Raw genomic sequence first — 21224 nt, 5'->3', positions numbered from 1 at the left:
GCCGGAGATGTGTTCAGTCATGGGTGTGGGAGCAACGATGGAAAGCCATACCGAAATCAGGCGGCGTGCACTGGTCATGGGCGCGAGCGGCTTTGTGGGTTCGCATGTCACCCGCCAACTCGTCGAGCGGGGCGATGAGGTGCGGGTGCTGCTCCGGAAGACTAGCTCGACGCGAGGTATCGACGACCTCGATGTCGAATTGCACTACGGCGACCTCGTCGACGAGCAGGCCGTGCGCCGGGCGATGGCCGACCGCGACGTTGTCTACTACTGCGTCGTGGATGCCCGGGCATGGTTGCATGATCCCGCTCCGCTGTTCGCGACCAATGTCGAGGGTCTGCGTCACGTGCTCGACGTCGCGGCCGAGGCCAATCTGCACCGCTTCGTGTTCCTGAGCACGATCGGGACTGTTGCGGTTGGCTCCGGCGACAGCCCGGCCAGCGAGGAGACACCGTTCAATTGGCACGGCCAGGGCGGTCCGTATATCGAATCTCGGCTACAGGCCGAGCAGCTGGTCATGCGATACGCCGAAGAACGCGGACTCCCGGCTGTGGCGATGTGCGTCTCCAATACGTATGGCCCCCGTGATTGGCAGCCGACCCCGCATGGCTCGCTGGTCGCGGCGGCCGCGCTGGGAAAGATGCCGGTCTACGTGAAGGATGTGGCAGCGGAAGTGGTCGGCATCGAAGATGCCGCTGCGGCAATGCTGTTGGCGGGAGAGCACGGCCGCATCGGCGAACGGTACATCATCTCCGAAAGCTTCATGACCACACGCGGAGTCTTGGAAACCGCCGCCCATGCCGTCGGGGTCAGGCCGCCGCGCTTCGGCGTTCCGCTGCAACTGGTGACGATGTTCGGACATGCGGTCAGCCTGCTGCGTCTTGGCTTCCCGGTGAACGCCACCACCGTGCGACTGATGCGGCTGACGTCGCCGCTTGATCACAACAAGGCCATCCGGGAGTTGGGCTGGAATCCCAATCCGACATCGGACTCGATACGACGTGCGGCGCATTTCTATGTCGAACGGGCACAGCGCAGGCCGGAGGCGGTCAAGCCGTGACGGCTACGGGCTCCTTTGACGCGCTCGTCATCGGCGCCGGTTTTTCCGGCTTGTATGCACTGCATAGGCTCCGCGAACTCGGAATCCGGACCCGGGTCCTCGAAGCTGCTGAAAATGTCGGTGGCACCTGGCTTTTCAACCGATATCCGGGTGCGCGTTGCGACATCGAAAGCATTGAATACTCCTACAGCTTCTCCGATGAGATCCAGCAGGAATGGACCTGGACCGAGACGATGCCGGCCCAGCCCGAGGTAGAGGCCTACCTGAACTTCGTCGCCGACCGGCTCGACCTTCGCAGTGATATCCAGTTCGGCACGAAGGTCGTCGCGATGGCGTTCGACGAGGATGCTGCTGAATGGGTCGTGCGGACAGAGGCCGGCCAGACCTTCACCGCGCCATTCGCGGTCGCGGCTACCGGCATCCTGTCGATACCGCTCGAACCTGACATTGCCGGGATGGACAGTTTCACGGGCGCGTCGCTGTTCACCAGCCGCTGGCCCCGCGACGGGTGCGATCTCACCGGCAAACGGGTCGGCGTCATTGGCACCGGTTCGACCGGTGTGCAGCTCATCCCGGTGGTGGCCCGGGAAGCCGCGCAACTGTGTGTTTTCCAGCGTTCTCCGGCCTACACCCTGCCCTGGCAGGTACGACGCTTCGAATCCGGCGAGCTCGACGAATTGAAGGCCCGTTACAGCGAAATCCGTGCCGCGCAACGCGAACACCCGGTCGGCGCGGCCCGACTCAGCGCGTTCTCGGTGCTACTCGACATGCTCAGCAGTCCAGCGTTGAAGACCGCCTCGCGCGACGAGCAACTACGCGCCATCGACGAACATGGTGTGATGGGCGCGCTGAACTGGGGCGACGTTTTCTTCGACATCGAAGCCAACCGGATGGCTGCCCGGCTGTACGGAGAAGCGGTGGCCCGGATCGTCAAGGACCCGCGGACCGCCGCCGCGTTGGTGCCCAGTCACCCCTTTGCGTGTAAGCGCCCGATCATCGACCAGGGCTACTACGCGACGTTCAACCGGGACAACGTCACCCTCGTCGACCTGCGCGCAAACCCGATCCGTGAGGTGACACCCACCGGTATCCGCACCGATGACGGTTTGTATGAACTCGACGTGATCATCTACGCCACCGGATTCGACGCGATGACCGGCGCGCTCAGCCACATCGACGTTCGTGGTCGCGACGGGTCGTCGCTGCGCGACTTCTGGGCCGGCCAGGGGCCGCTGTCGTATCTGGGGTTGGCCGTCGCCGGCTTTCCCAACCTGTTCACGGTCCAGGGCCCCGGCAGTCCGAGCGCCGCAACCAACTTCGTCGCCGCCCTCGAACAGCACGTAGAGTGGATCGGCGACTGCATTGCCTATCTGCGCGCCAACGGGATCCGCACGATCGAAGCGCTTGCCGCCGCGCAACAGGAGTGGGTCGAACACGCCACCGCGCTCGTCGCGCCGACGGTACTTGTCCACCCCAGCTGCAACTCCTGGTACAACGGCGGCAATGTCCCCGGAAAGAAACGGATGTATATGGGCTACACCGGCGGAATCCCCGAATATCGGCGTCGCTGCGACGAGATCGCTGCCGGCGGATACACCGGATTCAAGCTGGCGTAGATGGCGAACCGCGCACTGGATGCTGGCCGAGAACTCGCCATGGTGCTGCCTCGGACGGTGTCCGGGCTCACCGAGTCGACCGGCTGGACTGCATCGCCGCGCGGTGTGCGCCAGTTCGGCGAGGTCATGATGGACGAGCTGGTTCTCACTGGCTTCTCGCTGTTCAGCGGAGACCTCACCGGGGGAGTTCGGCCATTGGACGAGTGCACCGCCGCGGCCCAGGAGCTGTCCACCCTGGGCGTCGACAGCGCGCACGCCGATCCGCAACCGTTGCACGTCAAGGCGATCCGTCGACATCGCCTTGGCATGCTCGCCTACGAGCGAGTGACCTTCGAGCACGACCCGTTGCTGCCGACCTCGCTGGCGGCCGCGGGGCTGGGTGGGCCCGCGACCGCGGTGGTGCACGTGTGCCGGTACCGCGACAAGCCCCGGCCGTGGCTGGTGTGGGTTCACGGCGCCGGTCAGGGCCGCCCGGAGGATCTGTTGGTATCGCGGGCCAGACGATTGCAACACGCGCTGGGCTTCAACGTTGCGATGCCGGTGCAGCCGGGACACGGCAGCCGCCGCCGCCAGTGGCCGCCGTATCCGAACATGGATCCGCTGACCAATGTCGCGGGCATGATGCGCGCCGTATCGGAGGTTCGCGCGGTCGTGCAATGGGTCCAGCCGAAGTCGACTGCCGTTGTGGTGTCCGGAATTTCGATGGGCAGCGCGGTGGCGGCGTTGGTGTCGCACTTCGAGAAGCAGGTCGACGCCGTCGCTTTGTACACACCGATCCTCGGACTCAACGCGATGATCGCCCGGCACCTGGCGCGCTGGGGTGCCTCGCGGGGCACGGTTCGAGAGTTGCTGGGGTCACCGGTAGTGACGGCGTTGACCTCGGTGATCGATCCGCTGTCGGTCGAGCCCGCGCCGCCGCCGCATCGCCGGCTGATCGTGGGCGCGTGGCATGACCGAATGGCGATGCGCGAGCCCGCCGTGGCACTGCAGGAAAGGTGGGGCGGCCAGTTCTACTGGTACGACGGCAGCCACGTCGGCCACATCTTTTCCCGGCGCGTGCAGGCGGTCTCGGAGCGCTTTCTGCGGGAGGTGGTTGGGTGAGCCGTACTGCCCGTGAGGTGGTGGAGTTGTACAACCTGGCGTTGTGGAACGAGCGCAACGTCGAGTTGGCCGACGAACTGATTGCCGAGACCATGGTTCGCCATGAGGTCGGGGAGGCGCGCACGCTGACCCGAGCAGAGGCGCGCAAACGGGTCGAGGACATCTGGGACATGTTCGACTCGCTGCGTTTCGATCTGAATGTCGTGGTCGCCGGCGACGACGGCGAGCACGTCGCAATCGTGTACGACTCGGCAATGGCCAATTCTGATGGCGCCGAAGTCAATATCGCCAGCATCGAGGTTTTCCGCGTCGTGGACGGCAAGATCACCGAGGTATGGAACTGCGGCTATAAGCAAGGGGTGTGGAATTGAGCGGTCGAGTGCTCGACGAACTTGGCTACTATCTGCTGGCCGGAGCCGGCGGTGAGGGGCCGGCCACCCTGATGGACGAAGCTCGCCGTGGTGAAGAGTTGGGCTTCGGGACTGCTTTCATCTCCGAACGGTGGAACGTCAAAGAGGCGTCGTCGCTCGTCGGCGCCGCCTGCGCCGTCACGGCACGTATGCAGATCGCCACCGCCGCAACCAATCACAACACCCGGCATCCGTTGATCACCGCGTCGTGGGCCACCACCATGCACCGGCTTTCCGGCGGGCGGTTCACCTTGGGGATCGGCCGCGGGGTGGCCGCGATGTACGCGGCTTTCGGCATACCGGCGGTAACCACAGCTGCGATGGAGGACTGGGCCCAGGTCATGCGCCGGCTGTGGCGTGGTGAAGTGATCTTCAACCACGACGGCCCGATGGGCAAGTACCAGGTGTTGTTCCTCGATCCCGATTTCAACGAGGACATCCGGCTGGCGTTGGTGGCTTTCGGGCCGCAGTCCCTCGCCCTGGGCGGTCGTGTCTTCGACGACGTCATCCTGCACACCTATTTCACGCCGGAGACTGTGCAGCGCTGCGTCAAAACCGTCAAAGACGCGGCGGAGAAAGCCGGCCGCGACCCCGACAGTGTGCGGGTGTGGTCGTGCTTCGCCACCGTCGGCGATCACCTTCCCGAACAGCTGCGCCTGAAGAAGACCGTCGCACGGCTGGCCACGTATCTTCAAGGCTACGGGGATCTACTGGTGCAGACTAATAACTGGGATCCCGCGGTGCTGCAGCACTTTCGGGAGGACCCGGTGGTGACGTCGATCGCCGGTGGCATCGACCACAAGGCCACCCCCGAGCAGATCGAGCACATCGCGGGCTTGATCCCCGACGAATGGCTGGAGCCGTCGGCGACCGGATCGGCCGGCCAATGCGTGAAGCGCATCCGCAAGGAGTTCGACTACGGCGCCGACGCGGTGATCATGCACGGCGCCACGCCGGACGAGTTAGAGCCGATCGTCGCCGATTATCGCGGCGTGCAACCATGAGCGGTATGTCGAAGTACCTGACGGACAAGGTCATTATCGTCACCGGCGCTGCGAGCGGCTTCGGCAGGCTGATCTCGGAGAAATGTGCTGCCGGCGGCGCAAAGGTCGTCGGCGTGGATGTCAACGCCGAGAGCCTGAACGAGGTATTCGACGGAATCCGGGCCGATGGCTTCGACGGCAGCGCGCATGTCGCCGATGTCACCGACATGGGCCAGGTCAAAGCGGCGGCCCAACACGCCGTCGACACCTACGGTGCCATCGACGTCATCGTGAACAACGCAGGCGTGATGCCGTTGGCATTCTTTGCCGATCACGAACGCGCGTGGGAGAAATGGCACAAAGCGATCGACATCAACATCAAGGGCGTCGTGAACGGGATCGCGGCTGTCTACGACACGATGATCCAACAGGGCCGTGGACAGGTCGTCAACATCTCGTCCATCTACGGCAACGCCGGGACTGAGGGCTCCGGCGTCTACAGCGCGACCAAGGCTGCGGTCGATGCGCTGTCGGAGTCGTTACGCGTTGAGGCGCAAGGCAAGATCAAGGTGACCACGGTCAAGCCGACCGGCGTGCTGGGAACCAATCTCGCCAGCTGGGTCGTCAACGAAGCGGCCGTCGTGGGGATCGTCGGACACAAAGCCGCCCAATTCTTGGAGAATGTCGACGATCTGGCGAAGGGGTCCCTTCGACCCGAGCAGACGAATGTTGAGTCGATGCAGTACTGGCTGATCACGCCCGACGATTTGGCGAACGCGGTCGTGCACGTTATCGATCAGCCCTGGGGGATCAATCTCAGCGACGTCACGGTGCGGGCGAGTGGCGAGAATTACGTCTACTGACCCCGCCCCAGGTAGCCGCGAGCGTGCGCAAACCCGGAAATTAGCTCGGCGTGTCGACCGGGGACACGCACGCTCGCGCGAGAACGCGAGAAGGGTTACGGCAGTATCGCTGTCCGCGTCACTGGTTCCGGGGCGGCTTGGCGGCTGTGCAGACCGCGTCGCAGCGTGGCCAACAGTGCGTCGCGGGTTTCGCGGGGATCGATGAGCTCGTCGAAGCCCATGTGCTCAGCCGACCGATACGACGCCTGCAGCTCGGCGTTGCGTAGCTTGACCGAAAGATCTTCTTCGGCATGCGATGCGCGGCTCAGCGCCGCTGCGCTCATCGCGCCCATCGTCGCGCCCGGATAGGCGAACGTGGCGGCCTGGGAATCAAAGCCGAGCAGCGACATCACCATTGACCCGAACCCATAGGCTTTGCGCAACGTGACATGCAGCTTGATCGTCGTGGCCGCGGTCTGCGCGGCGAACATCCGCCCGCCGGCGCGCAGCACGCCCTGACGCTCCGACCGGCTGCCCGGCAGCATCCCCGGGTTGTCGGCCAGAAATACGATCGGCAGGTGAAATGAGTCGGCCACCATGATGAAATGCGCTGCCTTGTCCGCGGCATCGGCGTCGATCGAGCCGGCCAGCACCTGCGGCTGGTTGGCCACCACCGCCACCGGGTGACCGCCCAGATGTGCAAGCGCACAGATGATCGCCCGCCCGAACTGCGGCTGCACCTCGAACCAGTCGGGGCGGTCGCAGATGACGTCGAGCACCGCGCGCATGTCGTAGACCCGCCGGTTGTCGCGCGAGACGATCTCGAGTAGCTCCGGCGTCGGGCGTGGCTCGGCGGTTTCGTCGGCCGACAGCGATGGGGGATACGACCAGGCGCTCGACGGGAAGTAGGACAGGTAACGCCGGACGTCAGCGAGTGTGGCCTCGTCGTCCTCGGCGACGTTGTGAATCACCCCGCTGGGCAACGCGACATCCGGGCCGCCCAGGTCCTCCTTGGAAATGTCTTCGCCCGTCGACTCTTTGACAACGGGCGGTCCGGCGGTGAAGATCGCGCCCTGCCGGCTCATGATCCGAAAATCGCACACTGGTGCCACCAGGGCGCCGTGCCCGGCCGACGGGCCGAGCACCGCGGCGACGGTAGGCACCCGCCCCGAGCACTGCGCCTGGGCAAGCAGGTCGGTCGGCGTGCGGCCGTAATGCCCTCCGGTGGGCCGGAAGCCGGCACCCTCCAGCAGCATCACCAACGGAACCTTGTCGCGCAGAGCCAATTCGGCGATCCGGTACCGCTTGGAGTTGCCGCCGGGCCCGATACTGCCCGCCAATGTGGTGAAGTCCTCGGCGCCGACCATCACCGGCGAGCCGTTGACCAATCCGGAACCCACCACGATCGCGTCGGCGGCCGCGTCGCCGCCGACAAGCGTGCCCAGTTCGCGAAACGTGCCCGGGTCCAGCAGTCGCTCCACCCGGGCGCGCGCGTCGAGCTTGCCCTTGCCGCGATGCTTGGCGAGCCGCTCCGGCCCACCCATGCCCCACGCATGCTCACGGCGGCGACTGAGATCGTCGAGCGTCTCCTCCCAATCCGGGGGCTTGGTCATCCGCATGTCCTCACTCGTCGACGGGTCGCTTAGAGCCTAACCTCCGTTGACCATACTGAAGCGCTTACTGTAGCGTCGGCGACATGGGTGTCGGGCTGGCGCCGCGATGAAGGTTGACGGCGGCCTTTTCAGCGACCTCGCCCGAGTGCCGGAGTTGGCGGGCACACTGGAAAAACGGGGCTACGACGGCTGCTGGACCGGTGAGATCAACCATGATCCTTTTCTTCCGCTGCTGCTGGCAGCCGAACACACCTCGCACCTGGAGCTGGGTACCAGTATTGCGGTGGCGTTCGCCCGCAACCCGATGATCGTCGCCAACCTCGGCTGGGATTTGCAGACCTACTCGCAGGGCCGGTTCATCCTCGGACTGGGCACACAGATCAAGCCGCACATCGAAAAGCGTTTCAGCATGCCGTGGAGTCATCCGGTGCGCCGGATGCGCGAATTCGTGCTGGCGCTGCACGCGATCTGGTCGGCATGGAAGGACGGCACCAGGCTGGGGTTCGAGGGTGAGTTCTATACGCACAAGCTGATGACGCCGATGTTCACCCCCGAGCCGCAGCCGTATCCGGCGCCGAAAGTCTTCATCGCCGCGGTGGGCGAAGCAATGACCGAAATGTCCGGCGAAGTCGCCGACGGATTACTGGTTCACGCGTTCACCACCAGGCGATACTTGCACGAGGTGACGATCCCGGCGCTGGAGCGCGGCATGCGACGTGCCGGCCGCGAACGCAGCGAGTTTCAGGTGGCATGCCCGGTATTCACGGTGACCGGCAACGACGATGCCGAATTGGTGGACGCCGCGGCCCGAGTCCGCAAACAGATTGCCTTCTATGGATCGACGCCGGCTTATCGCAAGGTGCTCGAGCTGCACGGGTGGGGTGAGGTGGCAACGGAGCTGCATCGCCTTTCGCTGCAAGGCCAATGGGATGCGATGAGCGCGCTGATCGACGACGAAATACTCGAGGCGTTCGCGGTCGTCGCGCCGGTCGAAAAGCTGGCCGCCGCGCTTGCAGGCCGCTGCGACGGCGTGATCGAGCGGGTGATGCCGTCGCTTCGCCCCAGCCTTTCGGAGGCCACTGTCACCGCTGTACTGCAAGAGTTGCGTCAGTAAGGAGCCGTCATGACCACACCGACGATGGACGATGCCGCCAAGCTGCTGGCCGATCCGTTGGCCTATACCGACGAGCCGAAATTGCATGCGGCGCTGGCCCATCTTCGGGCCAACGCTCCGGTGTCGCGGGTCGACGTGCCGAACTATCGCCCGTTCTGGGCAATCACCAAGCACGTCGACATCATGGATATCGAGCGGGAAAACGAGGTGTTCACCAACTGGCCGCGTCCGGTCCTGACTACCGCCGAAGGCGACGACCTGGCGGCGGCCACCGGGGTACGCACGCTGATCCACATGGACGATCCGCAACACCGGGAGGTACGGGCGATCGGCGCGGATTGGTTCCGCCCCAAGGCGATGCGCGCCTTGAAGGTCCGCGTCGACGAATTGGCCAAGATTTACGTGGACAAGATGGCGGCCGCGGGGCCCGAGTGCGACGTCGTCCAAGAGGTCGCGGTCAACTTCCCGCTCTATGTCATCATGTCGTTGCTGGGCATTCCCGAAGCGGACTTTCCGCGGATGCTCAAACTGACTCAGGAGTTGTTCGGCAGTGACGACGCCGAATTCAAGCGCGGCACCAGTACCGAAGACCAAACCGCGGTCCTGCTCGACATGTTCCAATACTTCAGTGCGGTGACCGCGGCACGGCGAGAACACCCGACCGAGGACCTGGCGTCCGCAATCGCCAACGCAACCATCAACGGCGAACCGCTATCGGACATCGACACCATGTCGTACTACGTCATCGTCGCCGCGGCCGGCCACGACACCACCAGCGCAACGATTTCCGGTGGCCTGCACGCTCTGATCGAAAATCCCGATCAGTCACAACGCCTGCGCGATGATCCCGGATTGATGCCGCTGGCCGTCGAGGAGATGATCCGCTGGGTCACCCCCGTCAAGGCATTCATGCGCACCGCCGCCGAAGACACCACGGTGCACGGAGTGCCGATCGCCGAGGGGGAGTCGGTGCTGCTGTCGTATGTGTCGGCCAACCGCGACGAGGATGTCTTCGACGCCCCGTTTCGCTTCGACGTCAGCCGGGATCCCAACAAACACTTGTCCTTCGGGTACGGTGTGCACTTCTGTTTAGGCGCGGCCTTGGCCCGCATGGAAGTCAACAGCTTCTTCACCGAACTGTTGCCGCGCCTGAAAACTATTGAGCTGGCCGGTGAACCGCAGTTCGTCGCCACCACGTTCGTCGGTGGCCTCAAGCACTTGCCGGTGCGCTACTCCTTTCGGTAGCGCGGCTCAGCCGTTCGCGAAATCAATGACACCCCGGATAATTTCACCGTTGAGCAGGTCCGTGTACGCATCGTTGATGTCGTCGAGCCGGTAGCGCCTGGTGATCATCTCGTCAAGCTGGAGCTGCCCGGTCTGATAGAGCCGGGCCAGCCGGAAAACATCGGCCTTTGGGTTGCACGACCCGAAAACCGTGCCTGCCAACGTTTTGTTCATCAGGATGAAGTCCTGCAGGTCGAATTTGACGGAGCGGGTCAGTTGCGAGGTCATGCCGGTAAGCACGCAGGTGCCGCCCTTGCGCGTGAGTTGTAGTGCATCGCGAACATCGTCGGGTGTGATCAGCGACGGCGAAACCACCACCGCGTCGGCCATCACTCCATAGGTCAGCGCCCGCACCAGATCCAGTGCCTCGGTGGCGGAAGCCGCGCTGTGGGTGGCGCCGAACTGCAGCGCCGATTTTTGTTTGAAATCCACCGGGTCGACGGCGATGATGTGCGCGGCGCCGTTGATACGGGCACCCTGGACCGCGCCGGTGCCGATGCCCCCGACACCGATGACGACGACGGTATCGCCGCCTCGGATCCCGCCGCGGTTGGCGACCGATCCGTATCCGGTCGGGATAGCGCAGGCCAACAGCGCAGCAGGAGCCAGTGCTATCTGCGGCTCGATCTTGACCAGCGAATTAGCCGCCACCACGGTGTGTTCGGCAAAAGCGCCGATCTTGGAAATGTGGCCCAATGGCTTACCGTCGAGTGTGTGGTGACGAAACGTTCCGTCGGTGGGCATACCGGGAGTCAACGTTCCGATCCCGGTGTCGCAGAGGTACTCCATCCCCGTTGCACACCAACGGCATTGACCGCAAACCGCGACAAACGAGGTCACCACATGATCACCCGGTTCCAATTCGGTGACGCCTGCACCGACTTCGACCACTCTGCCGGACCCTTCGTGGCCGCCGATGGTGGGGAACATCGTCGGCAGGCCTAATGACCGAAGCACCTCGTTGGGTGCGGACATGTCGCCTTTGAGGATGTGGTCGTCGGAATGGCACAGCCCGGCGGCGGCCATCTCGACGAGGACTTCGCCGGCGCGAGGCGCGTCGAGTTCGAATTCCTCGACGGACCACGGCCCGCCGACGTCATGCAGGATCGCCGCCCGGCTCTTCATGACGTCGCGGTGAACGTGACCGGAAGCTTGTTGGGGGAGCGGAAGGTGAGCCCCACAATCCTGGCCTCGTCGTCGGATTCCAGCGTCAGGTTTCCCGCCCGGTCGAAGAGACTGTTGAGCATGACCCGGGTCTCCAGCCGGGCCAAATGCATTCCCAGGCACATGTGAATGCCACCGGCGAAGGACAGGTTCGCTTGCCGCGGTCGGTGGATGTCGAACGTGTTGGGATCGTTCCAGCGGCTTTGGTCGCGGTTGGCCGAACCCATGCACAGGTCAACCTGCGCGCCCGAAGGGATTGTCCGCCCGCCCATTTCGACGGCTTGAGTGGTAGTCCGGGGAACCGTGGTCAGCGGTGTCTCATGCCGCAGGCCTTCTTCGAACGCGGCTGGGATCAGCGACCGGTCCTGGTAGACCATCGCCAATTGATCGGGATGGGTCAGCAGCAGGTAGAGCAGGTTGCCCGAGGAGCGGTAGGTGGTTTCCAATCCGGCCGGCAGCAGCAGCCGCAAAAACGAGATGATCGCCTCGTCGGTCAGCTTCTCTCCGTCGATCTCGGCGGCAACGAGGTCGCCGATGATGTCGTCGGTGATCTTGCGGCGCCGCTGCTCGACCTGCGCGAGGAAGTAGTCGTGCAATTCGATCGATGCATTCAGTCCCGCCTCGATGTCGACTGGAATCGAGATGAGGTCGAAAGACAATCGCCGGAACAAGTTAAGGTCGTCGCGCGGCAGCCCAAGCAGCGTGGCGGCGACCCGGGTGGGGAACTCGAATGTCAGGGCTTTGACCAGATCGGCTGTGCCGTCGTTCTTGATCTCGTCGACCAACTGATCACAGACCGGTCCGATGACCGACGGTTCCCAGCGCTCCAGCGCCGTGGCGCGAAAAGCCTTGGCTACCAGGTTGCGATGGTCGTGATGTTCTTTGCCGCCCATCGCCAAAATGGTGTGTCCGATCACCAGGCCGATGGTCTGGTCGTAGGCGTGCGAGCTGAAAACCTGGTCGTCACGGAAAGCCCGGAATACGTCGTCGTAACCGAACAGCACCCACTCATCGTCGGGTACCAACTCTGGCGGCAATTGTGACTGGTCGGTGAGCGTGCCGTGCCAGACGGGCTCGGTGCGCCGCATGTGTTCGAAAAACGGATATGGGCTGGTTTCCCCAGTGAAATCAAGGGAGACGGATTGGCCGTGCGGGTCGGTGCTGATCGACATCAGCATCCCTCCTGGCAACCGGTAGGGCCTGCCCCGGACCAGGCGTCCCGGGCGAACCTCGCTATCATAATATAAATAGCAAGGAAGCCCAACGGTGATGCCTCGCCCACCCGAGAGCAGACTAGTCAGCCGGCTATACCGGCTCGAATTTCGTGATCAGCCACTTGCCGTCGGCTTTGGTCAACGACACCAGCACGCTGCTGGCCCACATCGCCGGATCGGGCCGGTCTTTGCTCACGGTGGTCAGGTCGATGAAGACCAGCACGACCGCCGAGTCCGGGTGCAGTTCGGACACCGCGGCGCCCATGACCTGAGCGGTGGTCGTCACGTCCTTTCCCTTGACCGCCGGCACGACGACTTCGCGGACCCGCGCCTCGTAGTCGTTCAGGAAATCCCCGGTGAGGTGAGATTTGGCCGCCGTGAGGTCTTGGTCGAGGGTTTTGGACTTGTAGGACAGTAACGCAACCATGCCTTCCCCCGCGGCGGTGGCCGCCGCTGTGGCGGAAGCATCGCCGGTCTGCCTATCGGGCCGGTACTGGCTGAAATACAACCAAGCCGCCAGCCCGGTCGAAACCAACAAGAGCAGCACGAGGACGGCCGGAGTGAGTGTGATGTGCACCGCCGCATTTCGCCGGGCGGCCGGTATGCGTTGCGGTGACGCGACGGATTCGTTGACCGCCTTGTCGATCTCAACGTCGACGCGCTCGGTCGTGTCATCCGCGTTCACAGCACGAACTCAACTTTCGATAGCTTGATCTGATCGTCGTCCCGTGCGACCGACACCCGCAACCGGAAGGTGCGCGGCTCTTCTTTGGCGCCAGCGGAATTGGTGACCCGTTCAGTGGCCAGCATCAGCACTACGGCGGAATCCTTATCCGTCGACTCGACCGCCGTGGCCACCACCGCTCCCTCGGTAACGACCTTCGACTTCTCAACCACCGACGTGAAATCGGCGGCCCGCTTCTGAAAATCGTCCAAGAACTCGCCGGTGGAACTATCGATCACTCGCTGCACGTCGTCCTTGGCTTTTTTGTAGTCCAGCGACAGCATGTTGACGATGCCTTGCTTGGCCCCGGCGACGAACGCTGCCGATCGCTGTTGTTGCGCGACGACGCCGTGGTGGTGCCAGATCAGGTACCCGCTGGCGCCAAGCAGAGCGCAGATGGCGACGATCGCCGCAGCGGTGAATGCCGTACCTATGCCCGGTATCCGCCGGCGCCGCAGGACCGGGTCGCTTGATGCGGGCGGCTCGGTCGACTCGGCGGGTGCGGCGGTGGTGGTCGTTATCTCAGTAGCGGTGCTCACCGCGTCATCGCCGCGTTCGGCCGCTTCCGCTGCCTCGCGGCGTAATCGGATCGCGCGCGCACGCGCCCGTGCTGCCGCGGCCAGCGCTTCGGCTTCAGCAGCTTCGGCTTCGGCTTGCTCGGCCAGCGCAAGGACGTCGGCGTCCGCCTTGGCAGCTTCCGGGCGCTCGTCAGCCATGGCGGCCCCAGCGTGTCAAGATCATTATCGACTGAACTCCGGTATCTCTTACTGTATTGGTCATTGCTACCATCGGAGGACCAGCGAACCCCGACTGGGACCGATCGTACGGATGATCAGGACGCGCCGACCTTCATCCGCAGCGTTCGTAGAAAAGCCCAGGAGGCTTGGCCAACATCATGACTGCCGTCGACTCTCCCGAAAAGATACTCTTTGCCTCCACCACCCAAGCATTTCTGCAAAAAGAGGTTCCGCTCAGCCGGGTGCGGGAGCTACATGCGGCGGGCATCTCCTTCGATCGGGCGTGGTGGCGGCGCGCGGCCGAACTAGGTTGGACGGGCCTGCTGGTTCCCGAGGAGTTCGGCGGAGGAACCGTTTCCGGCAACGGTGTTGCGGACCTGGCCATGGTCGCCGAGCAACTCGGAAAGACCGTGGCGCCCGGGCCGTTGTATCCGGTCAGCACCGTGCTCGCCGGACTGGCGGGCTGCGGCGCGCCCGAAACCCATGCCGACACGATCGAATCGCTGATTTCCGGAGAGACGGTGGCATCCTGGGCCGTCTGCGAACCCGGTCAGGGCTGGACGCCGCACCAACCGTCAGTCACCGCCACGTCGACCGATGCCGGCTTCCGCATTGACGGTGTCAAAGACCGCGTCGAGGCGGGGGCCCAGAGTGACCTGCTGTTGGTGGTGGCGCGTTGCGACGATGGCGTGCGCCAGTTCCTGGTGCCCGCGAATGCGGCGGGCGTGCGGATCGAACCGCAACAGTCGATCGATCTGGTCAAGCAGTACGCCCGTGTGCATTTCGACGGTGTGAACATTCAACACAACGCAGCTGTCAGCAGCGCCGCCGAGACCGCCGCGTTGATCGACCGGCAGAGTCAGATTGCCCAAGTGCTGCAGTGCGCCGAAGTGGTCGGCATCTTGCAAACGGTGTTCGACTTCACCGTGCAATGGGCGTTGGACCGCCACACATTTGGGCGACCGCTGGCGTCCTATCAAGCGCTCAAACACCGCTTCGCCGATATGAAAATGTGGTTGGAGGCGTGCCGGGCGACGACGGGTGCAGCGGTCACCGCCATCGGCGCCTGCTCGCCGGAGGCCGGGTTGTCGGCCAGCATCGCCAAGTCCTATGTCGGGGAGATGGCCAGCGAGATCGTGCAAGGCTGCGTCCAGATGCACGGCGGCATCGGCGTCACCTGGGAACACGACCTGCATCTGTATCTGCGGCGAGTTGCGTTGTACCGGTCGATGTTCGGGACTCCGGAGGAACACAACCTGCGGGTGTATGCATGGCAGGAAGCCGGAAAACAAGCACCCCGGTCGGCTTGATGGCGCAGGCCGGGGCGACAGCTGCCGTCGAGTCGGTCGAGCAGTTCCGCGCCCGGGCCCGGGCCTGGCTGGCCGACAGCATGCCGCGCATTGATCCGGCGGCGCCGCCGGCCGCCCACCGTGATGACGAACGCTGCTGGCAACGGGCCCGTGAACTGCAAAAGTTGTTGTACGAGGGCGGATTCGCCGGCATCTGCTTTCCGCCGGAGTACGGCGGGTTGGGATTGGATTACGAGTACCAGAAGGCGTTCGACGAGGAGAGCCTCGCCTACGAGATGCCGTTGATCCTCAACACACCCACGTTCACGATCTGCTGTGCGACGCTGCTCGACACCGGTAGTGCGGAGCAGAAAAGACAGCACATCGCTGCGGCTTTGCGCGGCGACGAAGTGCTGGTGCAGTTGCTGTCCGAGCCCAGCGGCGGATCGGATCTGGCCGGTGTGCTCACCCGGGCCGACCGAGACGGCGACCGATGGGTGATCAACGGTGCAAAGACATGGAGCACCAGTGCGTTTGCCGCCGACTACGGGCTGTGCCTGGCTCGCACCAACTGGGCGGTCCCCAAGCACGATGGATTGACCATGTTCTTGGTGCCGATCGCCCATCCTGGAATCACGTTGCGGCGCATCACCCAACTCAACGGCTCGACAGAATTCTGCGAAGAGTTCCTCGACAGCGTCGACGTCGGTCCCGACGCCGTCGTCGGCGAGGTGGACAACGGCTGGGCGGTCGCGTCGCGTCAGCTCTACCATGAGCGCCGCGCGGTGGGCCAGAGCTCCGAATTCGCCAGCGGCACAGGCAGTGAAGGGGGCCGTTCGACGCCGGTGGACTACGTGGCGCTGGTCGACAACACGGGCCAGACCGACAACGAACGGGTGCGCGAGATGGCCGGACGCGTGCTGGTGCACCGCGCGGTCAGTGACCAGCTATCCGGCCACGTGTACCGCAGCGTGCGGGACGGCACCCTGCCACCGGCCGGCGGCACCCTCATCCGGCTCTTCCACGCCGAGACCGTGACGTTGGACATGGATACCGCGTTGGCAATTGCGGCCTCGGCCGGGGTGGTGGGGGAACAGGGCGAAGGACTGGAAACCGGGTTGCGGTATTTGGCCCGCCAGACGGTGTGCATGGGCGGTGGAACCACTGAGATGGCCCGCAACGTCATCGGCGAGCGGGTGCTGGACTTTCCCCGCGAGTACGCTGCCGACCGCGGCGTGCCGTTCAACCAAGTGCGGCACGGCAAGTCTCAGTAGCGCGGGCTTAGGCGCTGACTGGTTTAGCGACCTTCATCAGCTTCATCAGGTTGCCGCCCATGATCTTTGCGACGTCCTCTTCATCGAAGTCGGTGAGCTCATCGACGAAGGAGATGGGATCCTTCAGGCCCTCGGGATGCGGCCAGTCAGATCCGAACAGCACCCGGTCGGTACCCACCATGTTGACGATCTCGGTGAACCGGTCTTCCCAGAACGGAGTGATGTAGACGCAGCGCTTGAACGCCTCGATGGGGTCCTCGCTGAACGAATTCGGCATCTTCTTGTAGACGCCCTTGAGTCCCTTGAACAGGTCTGGTACCCAGTCGGCACCGTTTTCGATCGACAGGATCCGCAGTTCCGGGTTGCGCGACAATGCGCCGTGGCACACCAGCGCACCCATGGCGTCCAGGATCGGTCGATGGCCCATCGCGAAGCTGCGGAAGGCGGTCGGCTTGAACGGCAGAAACTCGTCGCCGGGCTCCCACACGTTGGCGAATTCGGAGTACCCACTGTCCGAAGCGTGCATGGAGACGGGCAACTCGGCTTTGATGCAGGCCTGCCAGAACGGGTCGAACTCCTCGAGGCCGAACGACCGGCTGCCTTTGTAGCCGGGCACCGGTGCCGGGCGGACCAGCACGGTGCGGGCGCCCCGCTCCAGACACCATTCGAGTTCTTCGAGCGCGCGCTCGACGATCGGCAGGGTGATCACCGGAGTGGCGAAGATGCGGTCCTTGTAGTTGAACGACCACTGCTCGTACATCCACTCGTTGAGCGCGTGGATGACGTCGTGGGTCATCTCGGGGTCGTCCTTCATGCGCTCCTCGACCAGGCTGGCCAGAGTCGGGAACATCAAGGCGTAGTCGATGCCGAGCTCGTCCATGACCTCCAGCCGCGCGCCCGGTTCACGAAACGCGGGGATGGCCTTCATCGGCTCGCCCAGAATCTCGCGGTAGCTCTTGCCTTGGGCGCCGTGACGGAAGTAGTCCTCTTGGGCGCCCGGCCGGGCCACCACCTCGAAGGTCGGGTTGGGAATGTACTCGCTGATGTGGCCGCGGACCACGATTTTGGTGCGACCGCGAACCTGTACGTAGTCGATGACGCGCTTGCGGTTCTCCGGCAGGAACTTGGTCAGCGCCTCCTGCGGCTCGTACATGTGGTTGTCGGCGTCGAATACCGGGAAGGACAGTTCGCGGGACGGCATGGCGACTCCTGATCGTGGTGGTTCCGGAGCAAGCGGTAATGACGTTACCACCCCGATGGGCGGATGCGGAATAGTCGTACGGCGGTCAGTGCCGGCCGGTTCAGTGTCGTTCCGGGGCGTTGACGATGGCGAAATTCACCGTCGCGGTCGCGGCGAGTTCGTCGTCGTCGCTGCGGTATACGTCCACCTGGGTGACGACGGCGCGTCGGCCGGCCCGCAGGACCCGGGCGACCGCCCGCGCGGAACCGGCGGTGATCGGGCGCAAATACCGGATGAACAGATCAGCGGTGGTCAAGCCGGCGCCTGTCGGCAGGTAATGCAGGCCAAGTTGTCCGCCGGCCACGTCGGCCAGCGTGGCGAGCAGTCCGCCTTGAACCGCGCCGGAAGTGTTGACCACTTGAGGGCTGACCGGCAACTCCATCGTGTACTCGTCGTCGTGGTCGGTTTCGCGGAGACCGATTTGCGCGAACAATTCGCCCAGCGTCGGGGCGGTCACCTCGCGCTCGTCGTCGACGCCGAGCGCATGGATGCAGAAGTCGTACAACTGCGCCGAGTCGATCGGCGCGCCGGTCAATTCGGCGCCCAGCCAATGCAATCGCTGCGCACCCAATACGGTCTGCATGATGATCGCCGCCGCGGATCCGACGTCGAGCCTGGGACCGAACACGCCTTCGGTGACGCCGCGCTGCACGATGTCGCGAATCAGTTGATGCAAAGGCGAGAGCACCCGGGCGTAGTCACGCGGCCGGGTTTCGGCCAAGTGCTGGTTGTAGAGGCTCAACGCCCGGTTGAGGCTGTCCTGGGTGCTGGATTCGGGTTGTGCGCTGATTCGGTCGATCACCAACTTCATCGCCGCGCTGCTGTCGAGTCCGGTGGTCTCCGCGCGCCAGGCCCGTGCCGTCTGCGCCATGGTCTTGTCGAACAGGGCGAGCAGCAACTCGTCCTTGCTGGAAAAGTGCTGATAGAAAGCCCGTAGCGACGTCTTGGAACGGGCCACCACTTCTTGCACCGTGAAATCGGTGCGGCCGGTCTCGCCGAGGATTTCCACCGCAGTCTTGATGAAGCGTTCACCGCGCGTGACGTCGGCTTCGCCGTCCAGGATGGGCATGGGCGCATCTCCTCTTCCGCCGCGCCTGATCGCACTTCGAGAATGAGGTTACCGCAGGTAGTGGCTCGACCGCCGCATAGCTGCCGGGGTTTGTGTATCGGAGCCGGCTTACGAGGGCTCTAGCAACAAGAGTTAGCCGCGGTGGCGGCCCTTGGTGAGCTGGTCAGCGGATATGACCAGTTCCTCGGGCATCCGTCTGTTGCCGAGAAAGGCTGTGCGACAGTGAAAGTCGTTGGCCTCACCGGAAATCGGCAAGTACGGTCTGCCGCAAAGTGGCGGCGATCCGATTGGATTTCGCACGCGGTACGAGGAGGTTCCAGTACGGTGGCCAGCTATGGGGGCTCGTGATGATGCGCAACAGGCGCTATCTCCGTCGATGACGGAATCCGCTGAACAAGCGACGCCAACGACTGTCGAATCCACCACGGCGCCCCGTACGAGTGACGATGCGCCTGCTTGGCGGCCGTCTCGCTGGTTCCTCGCCGCGATTGTCGCGATCGGCGGCATGCAGCTGATGGTGGGCATGGATAACACCATCGCGGTGATCGCGCTTCCTAAGATCCAGGCCGAGCTGGGGCTCTCCGACGCCGGGCGGAGTTGGGTGATCACCGCCGCCTTGCTGACCTATGGCGGCCTGATGCTGCTGGGCGGCCGCCTGGGCGACACCATCGGGCGCAAACGCGCCTTCGTCATCGGGGTGGTGGTGTTCACCACAGCCCTGGGCCTGTGCGGTATTGCGTGGAACGAGGGCGTTCTCGTCCTGGGTCGGCTGCTGCAGGGGGTGGGAGGCGCGATCGTCGGGCCGACCAGCTTGGCGCTGGTGGCGACCACGTTCCCGAAAGGGCCCGCACGCAACACCGCGGTAGCGGTGCTAGGTGCAATGGCCGGCATCGGCTCAGTGTTCGGCCTGGTTGTGGGCGGAATGCTCACCGAGGTGTCGTGGCGGCTCGTGTTTTTGGTAAACGTGCCGATCGGGGTCCTGGTGCTCTGGCTGGCCCAGACCGCGCTGCGGGAAACCCAGAAGGAACGGATGAAGCTCGACGCCGCCGGGGCCGTGCTGGCCACCTTGATCGGCACTGCGGCGGTTTTCGGCTTCTCGATCGGGCCGGAGAAGGGCTGGCTTTCGGCGCCGACCATCGGTTTGGCAGCGGTAGCTTTGGCTGCTTCAGTGGCGTTCGTCCTGGTGGAGCGTAGGGCCGAGAATCCCATCGTGCCGTTCGATTTGTTCTTCGACCGCAACCGGCTGGCCACGTTGGTGGCCATGTTTCTTGCTGGCGGGTTGATGTTCACCTTGGTCCTACTGGTCGCCGTGTACGTGCAGGACATCATGGGCTACAGCCCGCTGCGGGCGGGCATCAGCTTCATCCCGTTCACCATCGCGATGGCCGTCGGGGTGGGGGCGTCGTCACGCCTGGTGATGTGGTTCTCGCCGCGGGTGGTGGTGCTCGCCGGCAGCGTCCTGGTGCTGGTTGCGATGCTGTACGGCTCGACGTTCAATCACGGCATGCCGTACTTCCCGAACCTGGTTGTCCCAATCGTCGTCGGCGGTCTCGGTATCGGCGCGATGGGCCTCCCGCTGACATTGTCGTTGATCGCCAGCGTCGGCTCAGACCGTATCGGGCCCGCGTCAGCGATCGCAATGATCCTGCAGACCCTCGGCGGGCCGGTGGTGTTGGCCGTCGTCCAGGTTGCTGTCACATCGCGCACGCTGCAGCTGGGCGGCATCATCGGACCGGTGAAAGCCATGAACCCCGTGCAGTTGCATGCGCTGGACCGCGGCTACACGTACGGTCTGCTGTGGCTGGCCGGGTTGGTCATCCTGGTCGCCGGGGTGGCGTTGCTCATCGGCTACACCGCGCAGCAGGTGGCGCGCGCGCAGGAAGCCAAGAGGGCCGCCGACGCCGGGGAACTGTAAACAACCGCCAGTCCGCCGGGCGTCGGATCGCCATATCGCCGCGTGTACGGCGTAATCCAGCAATCGTCAGCAATTATCGCGCGCATCTGTTACCGGCCGTCCGACTTGTGATCGTCCGCTGTCCTGGATTTCGACCTTTACCACACGACGCCGCAGGTCGGCGGTGTCAGTTTCGCCGCCAAAGCTCGGCCATGCGTATCACGTCGTGGCGGGCGCGCTCGTTCTCCAGACCATCCGTCAGCTACTTCAGATGCCCACCGCTTTTGCGAGCCTCACTTTCTCGAAACCTCGGACGGCCGCTGTTGGACTCCCGTAAAGTCTGCGGCGGCATGTCAATTAGACGCCCTGGGGGAACTGGTGAGTATCAATCCGTTTGATGATGACAATGGCAACTTTTTCGTCTTGGTCAACGACGAGGAGCAACACAGCCTGTGGCCGACCTTCGCCGACGTTCCAGCTGGCTGGCAGGTAGTTTACGGCGAAGCGGACCGCGCGGCATGTTTGGAGTACATCGAACAGAACTGGGCCGATATACGACCGAAGAGTTTACGCGACAGGCTGGCATCGGGCTGACG

General features: G+C 64.2%; 19 protein-coding genes. 12 read left to right on the top strand and 7 right to left on the bottom strand.

The annotated features are described in order from the left end of the window. Positions 1-19: 19 nt before the first annotated feature. From AC5Y49_RS04170 to AC5Y49_RS04145, 6 genes are read left to right on the top strand one after another with little or no spacing between them, the layout of a single operon-like run. The gene (locus AC5Y49_RS04170; protein ID WP_499884488.1) at positions 20-1060 is read left to right on the top strand and encodes an NAD-dependent epimerase/dehydratase family protein; all 1041 of its coding nucleotides are present in this window, start codon (positions 20-22) and stop codon (positions 1058-1060) included. Further along, positions 1057-2676, top strand: coding sequence for a flavin-containing monooxygenase (locus AC5Y49_RS04165; RefSeq protein ID WP_499884487.1), 1620 nt, complete (start codon positions 1057-1059; stop codon positions 2674-2676). The genes AC5Y49_RS04170 and AC5Y49_RS04165 overlap by 4 nt, the downstream gene beginning before the upstream one ends. Next, on the top strand, positions 2677-3777 hold the full coding sequence (locus tag AC5Y49_RS04160) for an alpha/beta hydrolase (RefSeq protein WP_499884486.1): 1101 nt from the start codon (positions 2677-2679) through the stop codon (positions 3775-3777). After that, positions 3774-4148 carry an ester cyclase gene (locus tag AC5Y49_RS04155; RefSeq protein ID WP_499884485.1) on the top strand — a complete coding sequence of 125 codons (375 nt, stop codon included), beginning with the start codon at positions 3774-3776 and terminating at the stop codon, positions 4146-4148. Before AC5Y49_RS04160 ends, AC5Y49_RS04155 begins: the two co-directional genes overlap by 4 nt. Further along, entirely contained in the window at positions 4145-5191 is a 1047-nt protein-coding gene (locus AC5Y49_RS04150) for a TIGR03857 family LLM class F420-dependent oxidoreductase (protein ID WP_499884484.1), read from the top strand. The genes AC5Y49_RS04155 and AC5Y49_RS04150 overlap by 4 nt, the downstream gene beginning before the upstream one ends. 5 nt (positions 5192-5196) lie before the next feature. Next, positions 5197-6033, top strand: a complete 837-nt coding sequence (locus AC5Y49_RS04145) for an SDR family oxidoreductase (protein ID WP_499884483.1) — start codon at positions 5197-5199, stop codon at positions 6031-6033. A gap of 95 nt (positions 6034-6128) precedes the next feature. Here AC5Y49_RS04145 and AC5Y49_RS04140 read toward each other — a convergent pair whose 3' ends face one another. Beyond that, positions 6129-7625, bottom strand: coding sequence for an acyl-CoA carboxylase subunit beta (locus AC5Y49_RS04140; RefSeq protein WP_499884482.1), 1497 nt, complete (start codon positions 7623-7625; stop codon positions 6129-6131). A 106-nt stretch (positions 7626-7731) separates the two neighbouring features. On the opposite strand from AC5Y49_RS04140, the gene AC5Y49_RS04135 reads away from it, so the two are divergent. Next, positions 7732-8739: an LLM class F420-dependent oxidoreductase gene (locus AC5Y49_RS04135; protein ID WP_499884481.1), complete on the top strand. Its 1008-nt coding sequence runs from the start codon at positions 7732-7734 to the stop codon at positions 8737-8739. A gap of 24 nt (positions 8740-8763) precedes the next feature. Further along, entirely contained in the window at positions 8764-9984 is a 1221-nt protein-coding gene (locus tag AC5Y49_RS04130; RefSeq protein ID WP_499884656.1) for a cytochrome P450, read from the top strand. A gap of 6 nt (positions 9985-9990) precedes the next feature. Here AC5Y49_RS04130 and AC5Y49_RS04125 read toward each other — a convergent pair whose 3' ends face one another. The 4 genes from AC5Y49_RS04125 to AC5Y49_RS04110 form a co-directional block, all read right to left on the bottom strand. After that, on the bottom strand, positions 9991-11148 hold the full coding sequence (locus AC5Y49_RS04125; protein WP_499884480.1) for a Zn-dependent alcohol dehydrogenase: 1158 nt from the start codon (positions 11146-11148) through the stop codon (positions 9991-9993). Beyond that, positions 11145-12359: a cytochrome P450 gene (locus AC5Y49_RS04120; protein ID WP_499884479.1), complete on the bottom strand. Its 1215-nt coding sequence runs from the start codon at positions 12357-12359 to the stop codon at positions 11145-11147. Before AC5Y49_RS04120 ends, AC5Y49_RS04125 begins: the two co-directional genes overlap by 4 nt. Before the next feature lie 133 nt (positions 12360-12492). Beyond that, on the bottom strand, positions 12493-13086 hold the full coding sequence (locus tag AC5Y49_RS04115) for an Rv1363c family protein (protein WP_499884478.1): 594 nt from the start codon (positions 13084-13086) through the stop codon (positions 12493-12495). Further along, positions 13083-13841: an Rv1363c family protein gene (locus tag AC5Y49_RS04110; RefSeq protein ID WP_499884477.1), complete on the bottom strand. Its 759-nt coding sequence runs from the start codon at positions 13839-13841 to the stop codon at positions 13083-13085. Before AC5Y49_RS04110 ends, AC5Y49_RS04115 begins: the two co-directional genes overlap by 4 nt. Before the next feature lie 179 nt (positions 13842-14020). On the opposite strand from AC5Y49_RS04110, the gene AC5Y49_RS04105 reads away from it, so the two are divergent. Together AC5Y49_RS04105 and AC5Y49_RS04100 are read left to right on the top strand one after the other, a co-directional pair. Then, positions 14021-15172, top strand: coding sequence for an acyl-CoA dehydrogenase family protein (locus tag AC5Y49_RS04105; RefSeq protein WP_499884476.1), 1152 nt, complete (start codon positions 14021-14023; stop codon positions 15170-15172). After that, on the top strand, positions 15172-16425 hold the full coding sequence (locus AC5Y49_RS04100) for an acyl-CoA dehydrogenase family protein (RefSeq protein ID WP_499884655.1): 1254 nt from the start codon (positions 15172-15174) through the stop codon (positions 16423-16425). The genes AC5Y49_RS04105 and AC5Y49_RS04100 overlap by 1 nt, the downstream gene beginning before the upstream one ends. 7 nt (positions 16426-16432) lie before the next feature. Here AC5Y49_RS04100 and AC5Y49_RS04095 read toward each other — a convergent pair whose 3' ends face one another. Both AC5Y49_RS04095 and AC5Y49_RS04090 read right to left on the bottom strand, forming a co-directional pair. After that, complete coding sequence (locus tag AC5Y49_RS04095; RefSeq protein ID WP_499884475.1) at positions 16433-17626, bottom strand: amidohydrolase family protein; 1194 nt, start codon at positions 17624-17626, stop codon at positions 16433-16435. A gap of 100 nt (positions 17627-17726) precedes the next feature. Further along, entirely contained in the window at positions 17727-18734 is a 1008-nt protein-coding gene (locus tag AC5Y49_RS04090) for a hotdog fold thioesterase (protein ID WP_499884474.1), read from the bottom strand. Between the two features lie 376 nt (positions 18735-19110). Here AC5Y49_RS04090 and AC5Y49_RS04085 point away from each other — a divergent pair, with 376 nt between their 5' ends. Together AC5Y49_RS04085 and AC5Y49_RS04080 are read left to right on the top strand one after the other, a co-directional pair. Then, a complete protein-coding gene (locus tag AC5Y49_RS04085; protein ID WP_499884654.1) occupies positions 19111-20649 on the top strand; it encodes an MFS transporter in 1539 nt (512 codons plus the stop codon). A 357-nt stretch (positions 20650-21006) separates the two neighbouring features. After that, positions 21007-21222 (top strand): MbtH family protein, encoded by a 216-nt coding sequence (locus AC5Y49_RS04080; RefSeq protein ID WP_499884473.1) that lies wholly within the window; start codon positions 21007-21009, stop codon positions 21220-21222. Positions 21223-21224 lie beyond the last annotated feature (2 nt).

The sequence above is a fragment of the Mycobacterium sp. NGS62 genome, from assembly GCF_059812285.1.
This window is presented reverse-complemented; position numbering and strand designations above follow the sequence as displayed.